Origin of the sequence: Fructilactobacillus ixorae, assembly GCF_024029915.1 — a bacterium.
Taxonomy (GTDB): domain Bacteria; phylum Bacillota; class Bacilli; order Lactobacillales; family Lactobacillaceae; genus Fructilactobacillus; species Fructilactobacillus ixorae.
Window position 1 is genome coordinate 384,380 of the sequence record NZ_CP097478.1, and the last position, 16,056, is coordinate 400,435.

Genomic DNA, 16,056 nt, shown 5'->3' on the forward strand with positions numbered 1-16,056 from the left:
GAGTAGATTTAGATGGAATTAAGTGTAGCAAAAGCCAAAGTGGCGAACATCAACGACGCCATTAGTAACTTTGGGAGGTCTCTTTGACCTCGATCAGTTGAACGAAGACATTAGTATTAACGAGGCAAAAATGGCTCAACCGGGTTTTTGGGATGACCAATCGGCGGCTAAAGCGGTGATTGAAACGACCAACCACTTGAAACAAAAGTACGATCGCTTTTGCGACTTACAGGAAGCAGCGGAGAATCTAGCGGTTAGTCTCGAGTTGTTGACGGAGGCAGATGATCCGGAGTTACACCAAGCCTTTGAACAGGACCTGGCCCAGACGGAACAAGACCTCGCAAACTACCAGTTAAACCTGCTTTTGAACGGGAAATACGATCACAACAACGCGCTTGTGGAAATTCATCCCGGAGCCGGGGGCACCGAAGCCGAGGACTGGGCGGAGATGCTCCTGCGGATGTATACCCGCTGGGCGGAACAAAACCACTTTCAAGTGGAGGTGGATGATTATCAACCGGGTGAAGTAGCTGGACTCAGTAGTGTGACGTTGACCGTGCGCGGAGAAAATGCCTACGGTTACTTACAAGCAGAAAAGGGGATTCACCGGCTAGTCCGGTTATCACCGTTTGATTCGGCTGGACGGCGCCACACGTCGTTTGCTTCGGTGGACGTGATGCCGGAACTCGATGACAGCGTGGAGGTTAACATTAATCCGGATGACCTCCGGGTTGATGTCTTTCGTTCCAGTGGAGCCGGGGGACAGCACATTAATAAAACGTCCTCCGCGGTTCGAATCACCCACTTGCCAACTGGAATTGTCACGGCCAGTCAGGCACAACGATCTCAACTTCAGAACCGAGTTACGGCGTTGAATATGTTAAAATCAAAGTTGTACGAACGCGAAGAACAAAAGAAGGCGGAAGAAAAAGCTAAACTGGCAGGCACCCAGTTAGAGATTGGCTGGGGCTCGCAAATTCGCTCTTACGTTTTTCATCCGTATACAATGGTTAAGGATCACCGGACGGGCCACGAAACCGCAAACGGGAAGGCCGTAATGGATGGTGATTTGAATCCATTTATTAGTGATTACTTGCAGTGGAAGTTGCAACAGAATAACGAATAAGGATGGCAATTATGCAACAGTTAGAATTTAACATTTTATTTTTCTTCATCATGCCGGCCTTTTGGCTGGGAATTGTGCGAACGCTGATTGATCACCACGTGCGGGTCAAACGGGAACGCAGCTTGTATGACACCGCCATTAACCCCAAACACAGTGAGTTCCAGACGTTTTTGGTGGCAACCCTAGGGCTGGGAATCGTGGGTTCCTTACTCTCATTTGCCTTTGGAATTGAAGTTTCCTACGCCTGGATCTTTGTATACGAAGTTTTGATTGCGCTCATGCTGATTATTCCTGGTTTCATGATTCCCTTTGCCGGAATGGGCGTTTCGATGTTATTGATCCTGCTCTTTGGGAACAATTTTTATCTGCACGTGTTAGACGGGGACTTTCGGTTAACCCTGCAGAACACCATGCCGGTTGGAATGAACTTCTTGGAGCTGTTAACGGTGATGCTGGTGCTCCAGTATCTCTTCTTGAAGTTTAACCGGAACTCGGTGACGTCGCCGATTCTAAAGAAAAACATCCGGGGAAATCGGGTTGCCTCGTATCTGTTTAGTAAGTTTACCGTGTTTCCCCTAGTCTTTTTGGTTCCCGGACAATTATTTGTTGCTAATAGTCCCTTCTGGCCGGTCTTTCGGTTATTTGGGAGCAAGGTAACAATCCTAGTGGTGCCTTTTTTAATCGGCTACCGGTTTAAATTCAGCAGTGACATGTCGGCGACCATCTTAAAACGAATGGCGAATGCCACGGGCTGGTTAGCCTGGTTAAGTTTAGGGTTGACCATCGATGCTTTCTTATGGAAGAACCTCTGGTTTGAAGTCGTAGCGATTGTTGTAATTCTCTTGGCTTACGGATTAGTGCTGTATCACTACCACCGGGTCGACAAGCGCGCTTCCAACCAGCAAGTTGAACAAGCGGTCGATGGGATTCGCATTCTAGCTGTGAAACCCAACACCCCCGCTAGCAAAATGCAGCTGCAAGCTGGGGATTTGATTTTGGAAGTTAATGGACAGCCGGTTCGCAACGAAACGCAACTGTATCAAGCCCTGCAAAGTAGTCCCACGTTTTGCCATCTGAAGGTAAAGCATCAGGATGGGCAGTTAGAACTCACGGATTCGGCCATTTACGCGGGCACGCCCCACGAAATTGGGATTGTGACCTTTCCCAGTTCAGAAACAGGAGGAAATTAATGAGAGTCCTTAGTCGTTGGCTCATCAACTTCATTTTATTAGTGGCGTTTTCAACCATTTTTTCGGCTTCTTTTTACATTAGTAGCTGGGAAGTTGCCCTCGGGGCCGCTGCGGTTTTAACGTTGTTACAGGTTTTAATTAAGCCGGTATTGTCGCTGTTATTTTTACCGATTAACATTTTGACCTTCGGGTTATTTAACCTGGTTTTAAATGCGTTAATCTTGGAACTAACCGCCTTTTTAGTTGGACCAATGATGAGCTTTTCGTCATTTGGAATGGTGGTGGTCATTTCGTTGTTAATGTCAATTTGTAACTACTTTATTACGCCAAACGTGTAGCCGAGGAGGATTTCCATGAGAAGTGTGAGTGTCAAAGAACTAGTTGATAACACGCATTTAAGTGTATTTTCGGGGGCAACTGATTTAGATCGGCCGATTACCACGAGTGACATTTCACGACCGGGGTTGGAACTAACCGGGTACTTTGCGTACTATCCGTCGGAACGAATTCAATTACTGGGAATTACGGAAACCTCCTTTGCTAAGCACCTCGAGGAGGCAGAATTGCAGGAGTACATGACGAAGATGTGCCAACCGGATACGCCGGCCTTCGTCGTTTCCACTGACATTGAACCCCCAATTGAACTGGTGAAGGCAGCGAAGGCTACCCACATTCCGATTTTGGAGTCCAAGCTCAACACCTCGCGGGTCTTAAGTAACATGACCGACTATCTCGAAGAAAAACTCGCGCCCCGGCAATCAATTCACGGGGTGCTGGTGGAGGTCTACGGGGTGGGAGTGTTAATCACCGGAGACTCAGGCATCGGGAAGAGCGAAACGGCACTCGAACTGGTCAAACGCGGACACCGGTTGATTGCCGATGACCGGGTCGAAGTGCACCAACAAGACGAACAGGAATTAATCGGGCAAGCCCCCCAAATTCTAAGTCATCTCCTAGAGATTCGGGGCATTGGAATCATTGATGTGATGACCCTCTTTGGAACGGGAGCAGTCCGGTCGGAAACCCGGATTGATCTCATCATTCACCTTGATGTGTGGGAAAAGGGCAAGAAGTATGATCGCTTAGGAACGGGAAATGCCCACCAACAAATTTTTGATGTGGAAGTTAAACAGTTAGACATTCCAGTTAAGCCGGGTCGGAACTTGGCAATCATTATTGAAACCGCCGCCATGAACTTCCGGGCCAATTCCATGGGGTATAACGCCACCAAAATGTTTGATGACGAACTGAATGGTTTGATTAAAGATCACAGCCAGCCCCAGTCACCACAACAACACGACGAAGGTCAGTAGGGAGGACGAAGCAGCATGTTTGTAATTGGCGCTTTAAACCCCGTCGCCCTCCAGTTCGGACCGGTTACCGTTCGCTGGTATGGGCTCATCATCGCTAGTGCGGTGTTAATTGCAGTCGGACTGGCGATGCGGGAGGTTCGCCGCCAGAGGCTCAATGAAGACATCGTTTATAATCTCATCTTAGGAGCCATTCCAGTAGCCATTATGTCGGCCCGGCTGTATTACGTCATTTTCCGCTGGGACTACTACGCCAAGCATCCAGACGAAATCATCGCAATTTGGGATGGTGGGATTGCCATCTACGGCGCCTTGTTAGGAGCGGGCCTCTTTATTTGGTGGTTCTGCCGGCGCCACCGGTTATCCCTCTGGCAGGTCTTTGATATTGCTGCCCCCACGGTGATCATGGCCCAAGGAATTGGGCGGTGGGGGAACTTTATGAATCAGGAAGCATATGGAGCGGTAACCACGCACCACTTCCTGGCACAACTGCATCTGCCCCCCTGGATGATGCAACAGATGTTGATTGGGGGCGCGTACCGGCAACCCACTTTTTTGTATGAATCCGTGTGGGATTTAGTGGGCTTTGCCTTACTAATGACCATGCGCCACGCTCCGCATTGCTTTAAGCGGGGCGAGCTTTTTCTAACCTACGTAATGTGGTATTCCTACGGTCGATTTTTCACCGAAGGGATGCGGACGGACAGTCTGATGTTAGGTCCCTGGCGGATTTCCCAGGTTCTGTCAGTCCTGCTCTGCGTGGGGGCCGTGCTCACGATTATTTATCGGCGGCGCCATGATGCCCACTTACCATGGTACGACGTAGTTAACGCTAAAGGAGATAGTTAAATGACAGAAAAAATTGCCGTCTTAGGTGCCGGTTCATGGGGAAGCATGTTAGCGGCGATTTTGAATGAAAATGGCCACGAAGTGCAACTATGGACGCGCAGTGCAACCCAAGCTGCTGAGTTAAATCAAAAGCACACGAATTGCGCCTACATTCAAAATTACACCTTTCCAGAAACCCTTCGCGCTTCGACTGATTTAGAGACCGTTCTAACGGGGGCCACTGAGCTCCTGTTCATCGTCCCTGCCCAGGCTACACGAGCCGTGGCTACGGAAGTTGACCGGCTTTTAGCCAAGCTAGGTCAGCAGCCAGCTCTGATTCACGGGAGCAAGGGGCTAGAAACCACAACGCATCTGCGGGTCTCCCAAATTTTGGCGGAGACGATTAGTCCCGAGCACCGCACTAGCATCTCGGTTATTTCGGGTCCAAGCCATGCCGAAGGGGTGGTCAAGCACGATCCGACGTTGGTCACGGTTGCTAGCGATGATTTTGATGCGGCGCAACGGTTTCAACACCTTTTTATGAATGACTACTTCCGGGTCTATACTAATTCCGATGTGATTGGGGTTGAGTTCGGGGGTGCTTTGAAGAACATCATTGCGCTCGCTTCTGGAGCCTTAGCTGGCCTTGGTTATGGTGACAACGCCCGGGCAGCGTTAATGACCCGGGGCGTGGCTGAAATCTCCCGATTGGGAGTTAGTTTTGGAGCCAATCCCCTGACCTTTGCGGGATTATCTGGGATGGGGGACGTGATTGTTACGGCCACCAGTACGAATTCGCGGAACTATCGGGCCGGCTACCAACTGGGCCAAGGAGTGCCGCTCGCGGACGTGGTTGCGAACATGGGCATGGTGATAGAAGGGATTGCCACCAGTCAGTCGGCCTATGAGTTAGCACAAACCACTGGAATTTCGATGCCGATTACCGAAGCAATTCATGCGGTGTTAGCCCAAGAAGAAACGGTGGAAACCGCCATTCACCACCTCATGACACGCGAAGGACAGGCTGAAAACGGCTAATTGGTCCATGAGCAAAATTATTACTAACTTTAAGTAAGTATGTTATGCTAAGCTTAGCAAATGATGAACCATAAACGAGGTGGGAAAAATGACCAAAAAATATGATGTAATTGTAATTGGGGCCGGTCCAGCCGGGATGACAGCGGCCCTCTACGCTTCTCGGGCGGAACTATCAGTTCTGATGCTTGACCGAGGCGTCTACGGTGGCCAGATGAATAATACGGCCGAAATTGAAAACTACCCCGGGTTTAAATCAATCCTAGGTCCGGATCTGTCGGAAAAAATGTACGAAAGTAGCACTCAATTTGGGGTGGAGTATGCCTATGGTGAAGTTCAAGACGTACAGGTGGATGGAGACCGGAAACTGGTTAAAACCGCCGATGATGAGTTTGAAGCTCCGGCGGTCATCATTGGCTCTGGTTCCGAATACCGGAAGCTAGGAGTTCCCGGTGAAGAGCAGTACGGCGGTCGGGGGGTTTCTTACTGTGCCGTCTGTGACGGGGCCTTCTTTAAGAACGAAGCCGTTGTTGTTGTCGGTGGTGGTGATTCTGCCATTGAAGAAGCGACGTACTTGGCTAACCTAGCCCAAAAAGTGACGGTAATTCACCGCCGGGACACGCTCCGGGCCCAAAAAATCCTCCAAGAACGGGCCTTTGCGCGCGATAACATTGACTTTATTTGGAATACGAATGTGACTGAGATTCTGGGGAACGACCAAAAGGTTTCCGGCGTGGCTCTCAAGAATAACCAAACTGGGGCAACCAGTGAATTCCAAACGGCTGGGATCTTTATCTATGTCGGGATTTTACCGATTACCGGGGCCTTTAGCCACCTTGGAATTACGGATGAGCAGGGTTGGATTGTGACCGACGATCAGATGAAAACTTCCGTCCCTGGAATCTTCGCGGTCGGAGACGTTCGGAAAAAGCACCTGCGCCAGATTACCACCGCCGTTGGTGATGGCGGGGTCGCTGGGCAAGCGGTCTTTGACTACGTGGAATCCGTTAAAAGTAAATAATCGAAGAAAAGAAGGACTGTGCGGTGCTTCTTTTTTTATTTGGCGAAAGTATGTTCGTGTGCTAAGATGGAACAGACTGAAGCGTGCTGTCACCTGCTATTTGCGCTCGCTGGGGACGCTTTCCATCTGAATTAAAACCAGGTAAAAGAGGACAAACATGGTTACAAAAACACAGAAACAATTTGACTTGGTCTCCAGTTACCAACCAACTGGAGACCAACCGACGGCCATTAAAAAAATTGATGCCGGCGTGGCGGCTGGTGATAAGGAACAAACCCTATTAGGGGCCACGGGAACCGGGAAAACGTTCACCATGGCGAACATCATTCGGGATCAAAACAAGCCCACGCTCGTGTTGGCGCACAACAAAACGTTAGCGGGGCAGCTCTATAACGAGTTGAAAAAATTTTTCCCGCATAACGCGGTTGAATACTTTGTTAGTTACTATGATTTTTATCAACCGGAAGCATACGTGCCGTCGAGTGACACGTACATTGAAAAGGATGCTTCCATTAATGACGAGATTGATCAGTTACGCCACGCGGCCACGAGTGCGCTGTTGTCACGAAATGACGTGATTGTGGTGGCGTCCGTCTCTTCCATTTTTGGACTAGGGAATCCAGAAGAATACCAAAATCACACCGTTTCCTTGCGGGTTGGCGACGAAATGGAGCGCGATGTTTTGTTGCGCAAGTTGGTTAACATCCAGTTTCAACGCAACGACATTGATTTTGACCGGGGCCGGTTTCGGGTGCATGGGGATACGGTAGAGGTTTTCCCGGCCTCCGGAACCCAGAATGCCTACCGAATCGAATTCTTTGGTGACGAAATTGATAAGATTACCGAAGTTAATACCCTGACGGGAGCAGTGATTGGGGAGCCAGAAACCGTGACGCTGTTCCCGGCGACCCACTTTTTAACGAATGATGAAATTATGCAAGTGGCCCTTCCAGAGATCAAAGACGACATGGAAACCCAGGTTAAGAAACTTGAACAAAGCGGGAAGTTACTGGAAGCCCAACGGCTGAAACAACGGACTACCTATGACTTAGAAATGATGCGCGAAATGGGCTATACGTCCGGGATTGAAAATTACTCGCGTTACATGGATCGCCGGAAACCCGGGGAGCCTCCGTATACGCTCTTGGATTTCTTTCCCAAGGATTTCTTGATGTTTATTGATGAATCCCACCAAACGGTGCCACAAATCCGGGGGATGCTTAAGGGGGACCGGGCCCGCAAAAAGCAACTCATTGATTACGGGTTCCGGCTCCCGAGTGCCTATGACAACCGACCGTTGAACTTTGATGAGTTTGAACGGCACATTCACCAGGTGATCTACATGTCAGCCACTCCAGGTGACTATGAATTAGAACACAGTACCCAGGTCGTGGAACAGATCATTCGACCAACCGGCTTGCTGGATCCGACGGTGGAAGTGCGACCGACGAAGGACCAAATGGATGATTTACTTGGGGAGATTAACGCCCGGGTGAAAAAGAACCAACGAACCTTTGTGACGACCTTGACCAAGAAAATGGCGGAAGACCTGACCGATTATTTGAAGGATTTGGGGGTCAAGGTTAAATACCTGCATAGTGACATTAAAACCCTCGAACGGACCCGAATTTTACGGGACTTACGGTTAGGAAAGTTTGACGTTTTAATTGGGATTAACCTGTTACGAGAGGGAATTGACGTTCCAGAGGTTTCGCTGGTTGCAATCCTGGATGCCGATAAAGAGGGCTTCTTGCGGAACGAACGGTCTTTAATTCAAACGATTGGTCGGGCTGCCCGGAACGAAGACGGACACGTAATTATGTACGCCGATCACATCACCGACTCGATGCAGGCGGCGATGGATGAGACCAAACGGCGCCGGACGAAGCAGATTGCGTACAATCAGGAGCACCACCAGACGCCCCACACCATCATTAAGCCAATTGAAACGGTGATTTCTGCTTATAAGCAAACGGAAGCTGATCACTATAATAAGGAAAAGCCGTTTGTGGAATCCGACTTTGAGCAAATGACCACCAAGGAACAACGGGCGGTCTTGCACAATCTAAGTGATGAGATGGAAACCGCGGCGCGCCAGTTGGACTTTGAACAAGCCGCTAACCTGCGAGATACCATTAAAAAACTGAAAAAAGAACTGGATTAAAAAAGAAGTGAGGTGCCTGCCATGGCTAATGATGTGATCAAAATTCGGGGCGCACGGGAACATAATCTCAAGGACGTTAACGTTGATATTCCTAAGGAAAAACTCGTCGTGATGACGGGACTTTCTGGTTCGGGGAAGAGTTCGTTAGCCTTTGATACGTTGTATGCGGAAGGCCAACGGCGCTACGTGGAAAGTTTGTCTTCCTACGCACGTCAATTTTTAGGCCAGATGAACAAACCAGACGTGGATTCCATTACCGGCTTGAGTCCGGCAATTTCGATTGACCAAAAGACGACTTCGAAAAACCCCCGCTCGACGGTGGGAACCGTTACCGAAATTAATGATTATTTACGACTTCTGTGGGCACGAGTTGGCACGCCGGTTTGTCCGAACGATGGGACGGTGATTCAAAGTCAGTCGGTCGATCAGATGATTGATCGCATTATGGAGTTGCCGGAACGCACCAAGCTTCAGATTTTATCCCCGATTGTACGGTCAAAACGGGGCCAGCACAAAAAGGTGTTGCAACGCATTAAAAAGGAAGGGTTTGTCCGGATCATTGTGGACGGGGAACTACACGATGTGAATGACGAATTGGAATTAAGCAAAAATCAGCGTCACGATATTAGCATTGTGATTGACCGGATTGTGGTAAAATCGGGGATCAACGCCCGGTTATCTGATTCATTAGAAACGGCCCTGCGGTTAAGTGATGGGTATGCAACCCTCGACTTTTTGGGCCAACGGGAGCCAATGCTATTTTCCGAGCACTATTCGTGTCCGCTCTGTGGCTTTACGGTCGGGCAGTTAGAACCGCGACTCTTTTCCTTTAATTCGCCGTTAGGGGCTTGCCCAGAGTGTGATGGTCTCGGGGTCAAACTCGAAGTTGATGAGGAGCTGGTGATTCCAGAACCAACGAAAACCCTGCGCGAAGGGGTGATTGAACCGTGGAATCCGATTAGTTCGAAATACTACCCGACGCTGTTAGAACAAGCGGCGGCCGCCTTTAAGATTGATCTGGATACCCCGTTTGCCAAGTTACCCGCTGCCCAACGCGAGTTGTTATTGCATGGTTCCAACGGCAAACAGTTCCACTTTCATTATGAAAATGATTTTGGGGGTGTTCGGGATGCCGACGTTCCGTTTGAAGGGGTCATGACCAACATTGCCCGCCGATACCGCGAAACTAGTAGTGACTTTACCCGCGATCAAATGCGCAAGTACATGCGGGAACTGACTTGTCAGGCCTGTCACGGCCTACGGTTAAATCCGAAGGCGCTGGCAGTAAAAGTTGATGGACTTAGCATTGCGGAAGTTTGTGAGCAAAACCTGACGGATGAATTTAACTTCTTCCAGCAAGTGACCCTCGGAGAACAAGCCACCACGATTGCGAAGCCGGTGATTAAGGAAATTAGCGACCGGTTGGAATTCTTGTTAAACGTGGGCTTGAGTTATTTGACGCTTTCCCGGGCCGCGCGGACGCTGTCGGGGGGTGAAGCGCAACGAATTCGGCTGGCCACTCAGATTGGCTCGAATTTATCAGGAATTTTATACGTTCTGGATGAACCTTCGATTGGGTTGCACCAGCGCGATAACGACCGGTTAATTAAATCACTAAAACAGATGCGAGACCTTGGCAACACTCTCGTGGTGGTGGAACACGATCACGAAACGATGCTGGCTGCGGATTATTTAGTTGACGTTGGTCCCGGGGCCGGAGAAACCGGGGGTCGCATCATGGCGACCGGGACGCCGGCGGAAGTTGCGCAGAATCCCCACTCGTTAACCGGGCAGTATTTATCCGGCCAGAAGTTTATCCCGGTGCCACTTAGTCGGCGGTCGGGGGCCGGGAAAGCGGTTACGATTAAGGGCGCGCGGGCCAATAACCTTAAAAACATTACGGTCCAATTTCCACTCGGGGAGTTCAACGTGGTGACAGGGGTGTCTGGTTCCGGAAAATCGACACTCGTAAACGACATTTTAAAACGGGCGTTGGCACAGAAATTAAACCACAATGCGGCCAAACCGGGACGGTACAAAGCAATTACTGGTTACCAACAGATTGAAAAGTTAGTTAGTATCGATCAAAGTCCGATTGGGCGAACCCCGCGCAGTAACCCGGCGACCTATACGGGCGTGTTTGATGACATTCGCGACCTGTTCGCCAAAACGAATGAAGCCCAACTCCGGGGCTACCAGAAGGGCCGGTTCAGCTTTAACATCAAGGGGGGCCGGTGTGAAACCTGTCGGGGGGATGGAATCCTTAAGATTGGTATGGATTTCCTACCGGATGTGTACGTTCCCTGTGAAGTTTGTCATGGGAAACGGTATAACGCTGAAACGTTACAAGTTGAGTACAAAGGCAAAAACATTGCTGAAGTGCTTGATTTAACGGTGCAAGAAGCTCTAGATTTCTTTACCGCAATTCCTAAGATTACGCGGAAATTGCAAACGATTGCGGACGTGGGCTTAGGCTACGTTAAACTTGGTCAAGCGGCAACGACCCTCTCCGGGGGAGAAGCCCAGCGGATGAAGTTAGCCTCAGAACTGCACAAGCGTTCCTCGGGAAAGAACTTCTACATCCTGGATGAACCGACGACCGGTTTGCATACCGACGACGTCAAGCGGCTCCTTCAAGTCTTGCAGGCACTGGTTGACGAAGGCAATACGGTGTTGATCATTGAACATAACATGGATGTGATTAAGCAGGCTGACCACGTGATTGACCTCGGTCCAGAAGGGGGCGCCGCCGGCGGGCAAGTTGTGGCCACGGGCACGCCAGAGGAACTGGTGCAGGTTGTTGCCAGCTATACGGGGCAATACTTAAAACCGATTTTAGCGCGTGATACGAAACGGACGCAGACACAAGCAAAATAACTTACTAAGAATCGTCAGTGACGGTTCTTTTTAATTAGGGATGAAACACCCGGTATGTTATACTGAAGCAAAGTTTGGAGGCCAGGACGATGCGAAAAGATGATCAGTTAGTTGTCATAACTGGAATGAGTGGGGCCGGGAAGACCAAAGCACTACAAACCTTTGAAGATTTGGGGTATTTTTGCGTGGACAACCTGCCAACGGTGTTGATGAGTAAATTTACGGAATTACTGCGGACGTCCAGTGAAATTAATCAGGTCGCTGTGGTGTTGGACCTCCGTTCGGCTCAGACCAGTCAAGAAGTGGTCCAGACGTTATTAAAGATGGCGCAAAGTCAAAATGACCACGAGACGGTGCTCTTTTTAGATGCAGCGACCGAAAAATTAGTGTCCCGTTACGAAGAAAGTCGCCGGGACCATCCCCTAGCCCGAAACGGCCGGGTTGTGGATGGGATTGAAAAGGAACGGCAACTGTTAGCGGGGGTGCGCAAGCACGCAAACTGGGTGATTGATACTACGAACCTCAAGCCCCAGGATTTACGGGCGCAGATTATCCAGCGTTTTGAACACCACCAGTTTGAACAATTTCACGTTGAATTAATGTCATTTGGATTTAAGCACGGCTTACCACTGGATGCTGACATGGTCTTTGACGTCCGCTTCCTCACGAATCCTTATTATCTGCCGGAATTACGCGAGCAAACGGGACAGGATCGGGCGGTTTATGACTACGTGATGCAACAACCCAGTGCCGACGAATACTTTAACCAGGTCTTGTCGTTGCTGGAGTTTGAGTTACCCCAGATTAGACAAAGTTCAAAGGCAAGTGAAACAATCGCGATTGGATGTACCGGGGGACAACACCGCTCGGTGGCCATGACCGAACGCCTAGCTCACCAGTTACGGAAGCTCGGCTACGTTGTGAACGTAACGCATCGAGACATTCAACGGCATAAAGGAGCATCGTAATGGTAGATAAGGTGGCAAAACGAATTGATCGACCCCGAATGGTTGTAATCGGTGGGGGAACCGGTTTGCCCGTCATTTTGCGCAACTTAAAGAAGCGGGACGTTGACATTACCGCCGTGGTAACGGTGGCCGATGATGGAGGGTCCTCTGGGATTTTACGGAATTACATTAACGTGTTACCACCGGGAGACATCCGGAACGTGTTGGTGGCGCTATCGACGTTACCGCAACTGGAATTAGAGATCTTTCAGTACCGGTTTAAATCCTCCGATAAGTTTTTATCGGGGCACGCGATTGGAAACTTAATTATTACCGCGCTTTCAGAAATGGAAGGAGGCTTCTTTGAGGCCGTTCAAGTGCTAACCCAGATGATGCGGGTTGACGGCCATGTCTATCCGGTGTGTGATGAGGAACTCGTGTTGCACGCCGAGTTTAGCGATGGTAGTACGTTAGCCGGGGAAGCCGAGATTACGGCGGCCAAAAAGCTGATTAAACGGGTGTGGGTCGAAGCATCGACCAATGACCACACCCCACAGGCTGTTTCTGCGGTGATTGATGCCATTATGAAGGCCGATCAAATTGTCTTAGGGCCCGGGAGTTTGTACACCAGTATCCTGCCCAATTTAATGGTTAGTAACGTCGGCAAGGCGGTCATGGCGACGCCTGCGGAGGTCGTTTATATTTGTAACATCATGACCCAAAAGGGCGAAACGGATCACTTTACGGATGCCGACCACGTCCGGGTGTTAGACCGCCAGTTAGGCCAGCAGTTTGTCGACACCGTGTTAGTCAATAACCAACCGGTTCCCGCGAGCTACATTGATCACCAACGCTGGGGGGATGAATCCCAACCGGTGCGTCATGACTACCAGGGGCTTAAGGAGCTAGGCTGTCGGGTGATCTCGTCTGATTTCTTGGAACTAAAGCATCACGGAGCCTTTCACAACGGGCAATTAGTTTCTGACGAACTAATTCGGCTCCTCGGGCAACCGAAATTTAACCACTAGGAGAAAAGCGAATGTCGTATGCAAGTGACGTTAAAAAAGAGTTAACCCGCCTGGAAGTTCATCGCAACAACGCCAAAGCAGAACTGATGGCCCTGATTCGCATGAACGGGAATCTGAAGCTCTCCAATAAGCAGTTATCCCTGGAAGTGCAATCGGAAAACTCGGCGATTGCGCAACGGATTTACCGCTTACTGATGCAGTTTTACCACATTCGGGCGAACGTGGTGGTGCGCAAGAAAATGAAGCTCAAAAAAAACAACCTCTACGTCGTCCGGGTTCGCCACCAGGTGGAGCAGTTACTGGACGACCTGGGGATTCTTGATCACTACCAAATCCGAGAACGGGTACCGGTTGAACTGTTAGCGGATGATTTACAGGTACGTTCGTACCTCCGGGGCGCGTTTTTAGCCGGCGGTTCCGTGAATAATCCACAAACGTCGCGCTATCACCTGGAAATTTACTCGGTCTATGCCGATCACAGTGAGATGTTGACCGAGATGATGAATCAGTATCACTTGGGGGCCAAGCAAACGAAGCGACGCAGTGGCTACATTGTGTATTTGAAGGAAGCCGAAAAGATTGCTGATTTCCTCCAGCTAATCGGAGCCACGAATGCCATGTTGAAGTTTGAGGACATCCGAATCGTGCGCGACATGCGGAACTCGGTCAATCGGTTGGTTAACTGTGAGAATGCCAATATGAATAAGGTCGCCAATGCTTCGACCCAGCAAATCGAAAACATCCATTTGATTCAGGATCGGGTAGGTTTAGAATCCTTACCGCCCAAGCTGCGTGATGTGGCAGAAACCCGCTTAAAACACCAGGAGGTCAGTCTGAAGGAACTCGGGAACCTCGTGGCGAATGGTCCGATTTCCAAATCAGGGATTAACCACCGGTTACATAAGTTAAACGAGGTGGCAGAAAAATTACGCACGGAAACATAAAAAAACCACGAGCACTAAAGGCTCGTGGTTTTTGGTTTGTGTTATTTTTTGTCAGCACTGTTTTTCATGATGCCATCAATTAAACCGTAGTCAACGGCTTCGGAAGCGGTCAGGTAGTTATCCCGTTCCGTATCGCGATCGATTTTTTCTAGCGGTTGACCGGAGTGTTCTGCTAAGAGCTTGTTAATCATTTTCCGCGCGCGCAAAATTTCCTTGGCAGCAATTTCAATTTCAGTTTGTTGTCCTTGGGCACCACCAGATGGCTGGTGAATCATGATTTGGGAGTGGGGGAGAGCAAATCGTTTCCCCTTGGTCCCAGCCGTGGCTAGGACACTAGCCATGGAAGCTGCCATCCCCATAACGATCGTTTGCACGTCAGCTTTGATGAAGTTCATGGTATCGTAGATGGCCATCCCAGCGGTAATCACCCCACCAGGGGAGTTAATGTAAAGGTAAATATCCTTATCAGAATCTTGGGCATCCAAAAAGAGGAGTTGAGCAATCACGGCGTTAGCCATGTTGTCTTCAATTTCTCCAGAAAGCATGATAATGCGATCTTTTAGTAATCGTGAGTAGATGTCATATGCGCGTTCACCTTGAGGTGAGTTTTCAACGACAGTTGGAACTAATGGCATAGTTGAATCCTCTCTTTCTTATTTAAGTTTAAGTGGAATTTTTTAATTCGTAAGTTCATCTTACAATGATGGTCAATCAAGGTCAAACAAAGAGCTTCAATTTTTTAATTAAATTGAATGTCTATAACATTCATGTATAATGTAGTTACTCAGTAAGTCTATCTTTATTTTTGGAGATCTTATTATGGAAAATGAATACTATAAATTATCAGATGAAGATGCACGTATTTTTGCCAAAGGAATTGTTGACGGTAATAAAGAGTATGCAGAAGAACGGTTAGAAAAAAAGAAAAAGATGATTGTATCTTCTGGATATTCATGGACTCGATCCAATCATATTGATGATTCAATTTATAGGCATATTAAAGGGGATGAAAATTCTTCAATCGAAACAAATATTAGTACTGCTGGATATTTTTGGGATTACATTCAATTTAATACCGAAGTAGGTAATAATAAAAAAGTATTAATAATTGTAAAACCGGGACAATTTAGACCTTATAAATATGGTAGTGGGATTGATAAAAAACATATGAAACAAGGATCTATTGCCAAATTAACGAAAATTAATTATTCATTACCATCTGATAATGTTTATGAATTTCAGCAACAATTAGATATCTTTAACGCAACTGATCAAGATAATGAAACAATAGATAATAAAATTGAAGAACACGAGTTTGAAAGATTTTATATTTTGACATATACACTAGATAGCAAATCTGAAATTGGAAAGTTAAGTCTACAAATGCCTAATCCAAATACACTAGAATCTATTGAGGTACAAGATTTAACACCATTCATTGAAGACGCTAGTCAACTTAGTGATGAACAAAGAGAAGCAGTGGCTAATGATAAAAATAATCAGTTTGCAGAATATTCTACTTTTTATGTTAGAAATAAAAAAAGTAAAAGTACAGACAAAAAAAATGACAATTAGACTTTCTTTTA

General features: G+C 48.3%; 14 protein-coding genes. 13 read left to right on the plus strand and 1 reads right to left on the minus strand.

Annotated elements, in window-relative coordinates; translation table 11 throughout:
- The first annotated feature begins 12 nt into the window (after nt 1–12).
- The 12 genes from prfB (at nt 13) to whiA (ending at nt 14,470) form a co-directional block, all read left to right on the plus strand.
- A protein-coding gene (prfB, locus tag M8332_RS01845) for a peptide chain release factor 2 (protein WP_252780483.1) occupies nt 13–1,126 on the plus strand; the annotation gives its coding sequence in 2 pieces (ribosomal slippage) (nt 13–84 and nt 86–1,126; 1,113 coding nt in all).
- Between the two features lie 11 nt (nt 1,127–1,137).
- Entirely contained in the window at nt 1,138–2,316 is a 1,179-nt protein-coding gene (locus M8332_RS01850) for a PDZ domain-containing protein (RefSeq protein ID WP_252780484.1), read from the plus strand.
- The gene (locus M8332_RS01855; protein ID WP_252780485.1) at nt 2,316–2,654 is read left to right on the plus strand and encodes a phage holin family protein; all 339 of its coding nucleotides are present in this window, start codon (nt 2,316–2,318) and stop codon (nt 2,652–2,654) included. Before M8332_RS01850 ends, M8332_RS01855 begins: the two co-directional genes overlap by 1 nt.
- 15 nt (nt 2,655–2,669) lie before the next feature.
- Nucleotides 2,670–3,629: an HPr(Ser) kinase/phosphatase gene (gene hprK, locus M8332_RS01860; protein WP_252780486.1), complete on the plus strand. Its 960-nt coding sequence runs from the start codon at nt 2,670–2,672 to the stop codon at nt 3,627–3,629.
- Nucleotides 3,630–3,644: 15 nt separating this feature from the next.
- Nucleotides 3,645–4,475 carry a prolipoprotein diacylglyceryl transferase gene (lgt, locus tag M8332_RS01865; protein ID WP_252780487.1) on the plus strand — a complete coding sequence of 277 codons (831 nt, stop codon included), beginning with the start codon at nt 3,645–3,647 and terminating at the stop codon, nt 4,473–4,475.
- Entirely contained in the window at nt 4,476–5,492 is a 1,017-nt protein-coding gene (locus M8332_RS01870; protein WP_252780488.1) for an NAD(P)H-dependent glycerol-3-phosphate dehydrogenase, read from the plus strand.
- An 88-nt stretch (nt 5,493–5,580) separates the two neighbouring features.
- Nucleotides 5,581–6,510, plus strand: a complete 930-nt coding sequence (trxB, locus tag M8332_RS01875) for a thioredoxin-disulfide reductase (protein WP_252780489.1) — start codon at nt 5,581–5,583, stop codon at nt 6,508–6,510.
- 157 nt (nt 6,511–6,667) lie between these two features.
- Entirely contained in the window at nt 6,668–8,674 is a 2,007-nt protein-coding gene (gene uvrB, locus M8332_RS01880; RefSeq protein ID WP_252780490.1) for an excinuclease ABC subunit UvrB, read from the plus strand.
- A 21-nt stretch (nt 8,675–8,695) separates the two neighbouring features.
- Complete coding sequence (gene uvrA, locus M8332_RS01885) at nt 8,696–11,551, plus strand: excinuclease ABC subunit UvrA (RefSeq protein ID WP_252780491.1); 2,856 nt, start codon at nt 8,696–8,698, stop codon at nt 11,549–11,551.
- 89 nt (nt 11,552–11,640) lie between these two features.
- Entirely contained in the window at nt 11,641–12,519 is an 879-nt protein-coding gene (gene rapZ, locus M8332_RS01890) for an RNase adapter RapZ (RefSeq protein WP_252780492.1), read from the plus strand.
- Nucleotides 12,519–13,526: a gluconeogenesis factor YvcK family protein gene (locus M8332_RS01895; protein WP_252780493.1), complete on the plus strand. Its 1,008-nt coding sequence runs from the start codon at nt 12,519–12,521 to the stop codon at nt 13,524–13,526. Before rapZ ends, M8332_RS01895 begins: the two co-directional genes overlap by 1 nt.
- Before the next feature lie 11 nt (nt 13,527–13,537).
- A complete protein-coding gene (gene whiA / locus M8332_RS01900; protein ID WP_252780495.1) occupies nt 13,538–14,470 on the plus strand; it encodes a DNA-binding protein WhiA in 933 nt (310 codons plus the stop codon).
- A 41-nt stretch (nt 14,471–14,511) separates the two neighbouring features.
- Here whiA and clpP read toward each other — a convergent pair whose 3' ends face one another.
- Nucleotides 14,512–15,105 carry an ATP-dependent Clp endopeptidase proteolytic subunit ClpP gene (clpP, locus tag M8332_RS01905; RefSeq protein WP_252780496.1) on the minus strand — a complete coding sequence of 198 codons (594 nt, stop codon included), beginning with the start codon at nt 15,103–15,105 and terminating at the stop codon, nt 14,512–14,514.
- A gap of 184 nt (nt 15,106–15,289) precedes the next feature.
- On the opposite strand from clpP, the gene M8332_RS01910 reads away from it, so the two are divergent.
- The gene (locus M8332_RS01910) at nt 15,290–16,045 is read left to right on the plus strand and encodes a spr1630 family ClpXP-sensitive toxin (RefSeq protein ID WP_252780497.1); all 756 of its coding nucleotides are present in this window, start codon (nt 15,290–15,292) and stop codon (nt 16,043–16,045) included.
- Nucleotides 16,046–16,056: the final 11 nt, after the last annotated feature.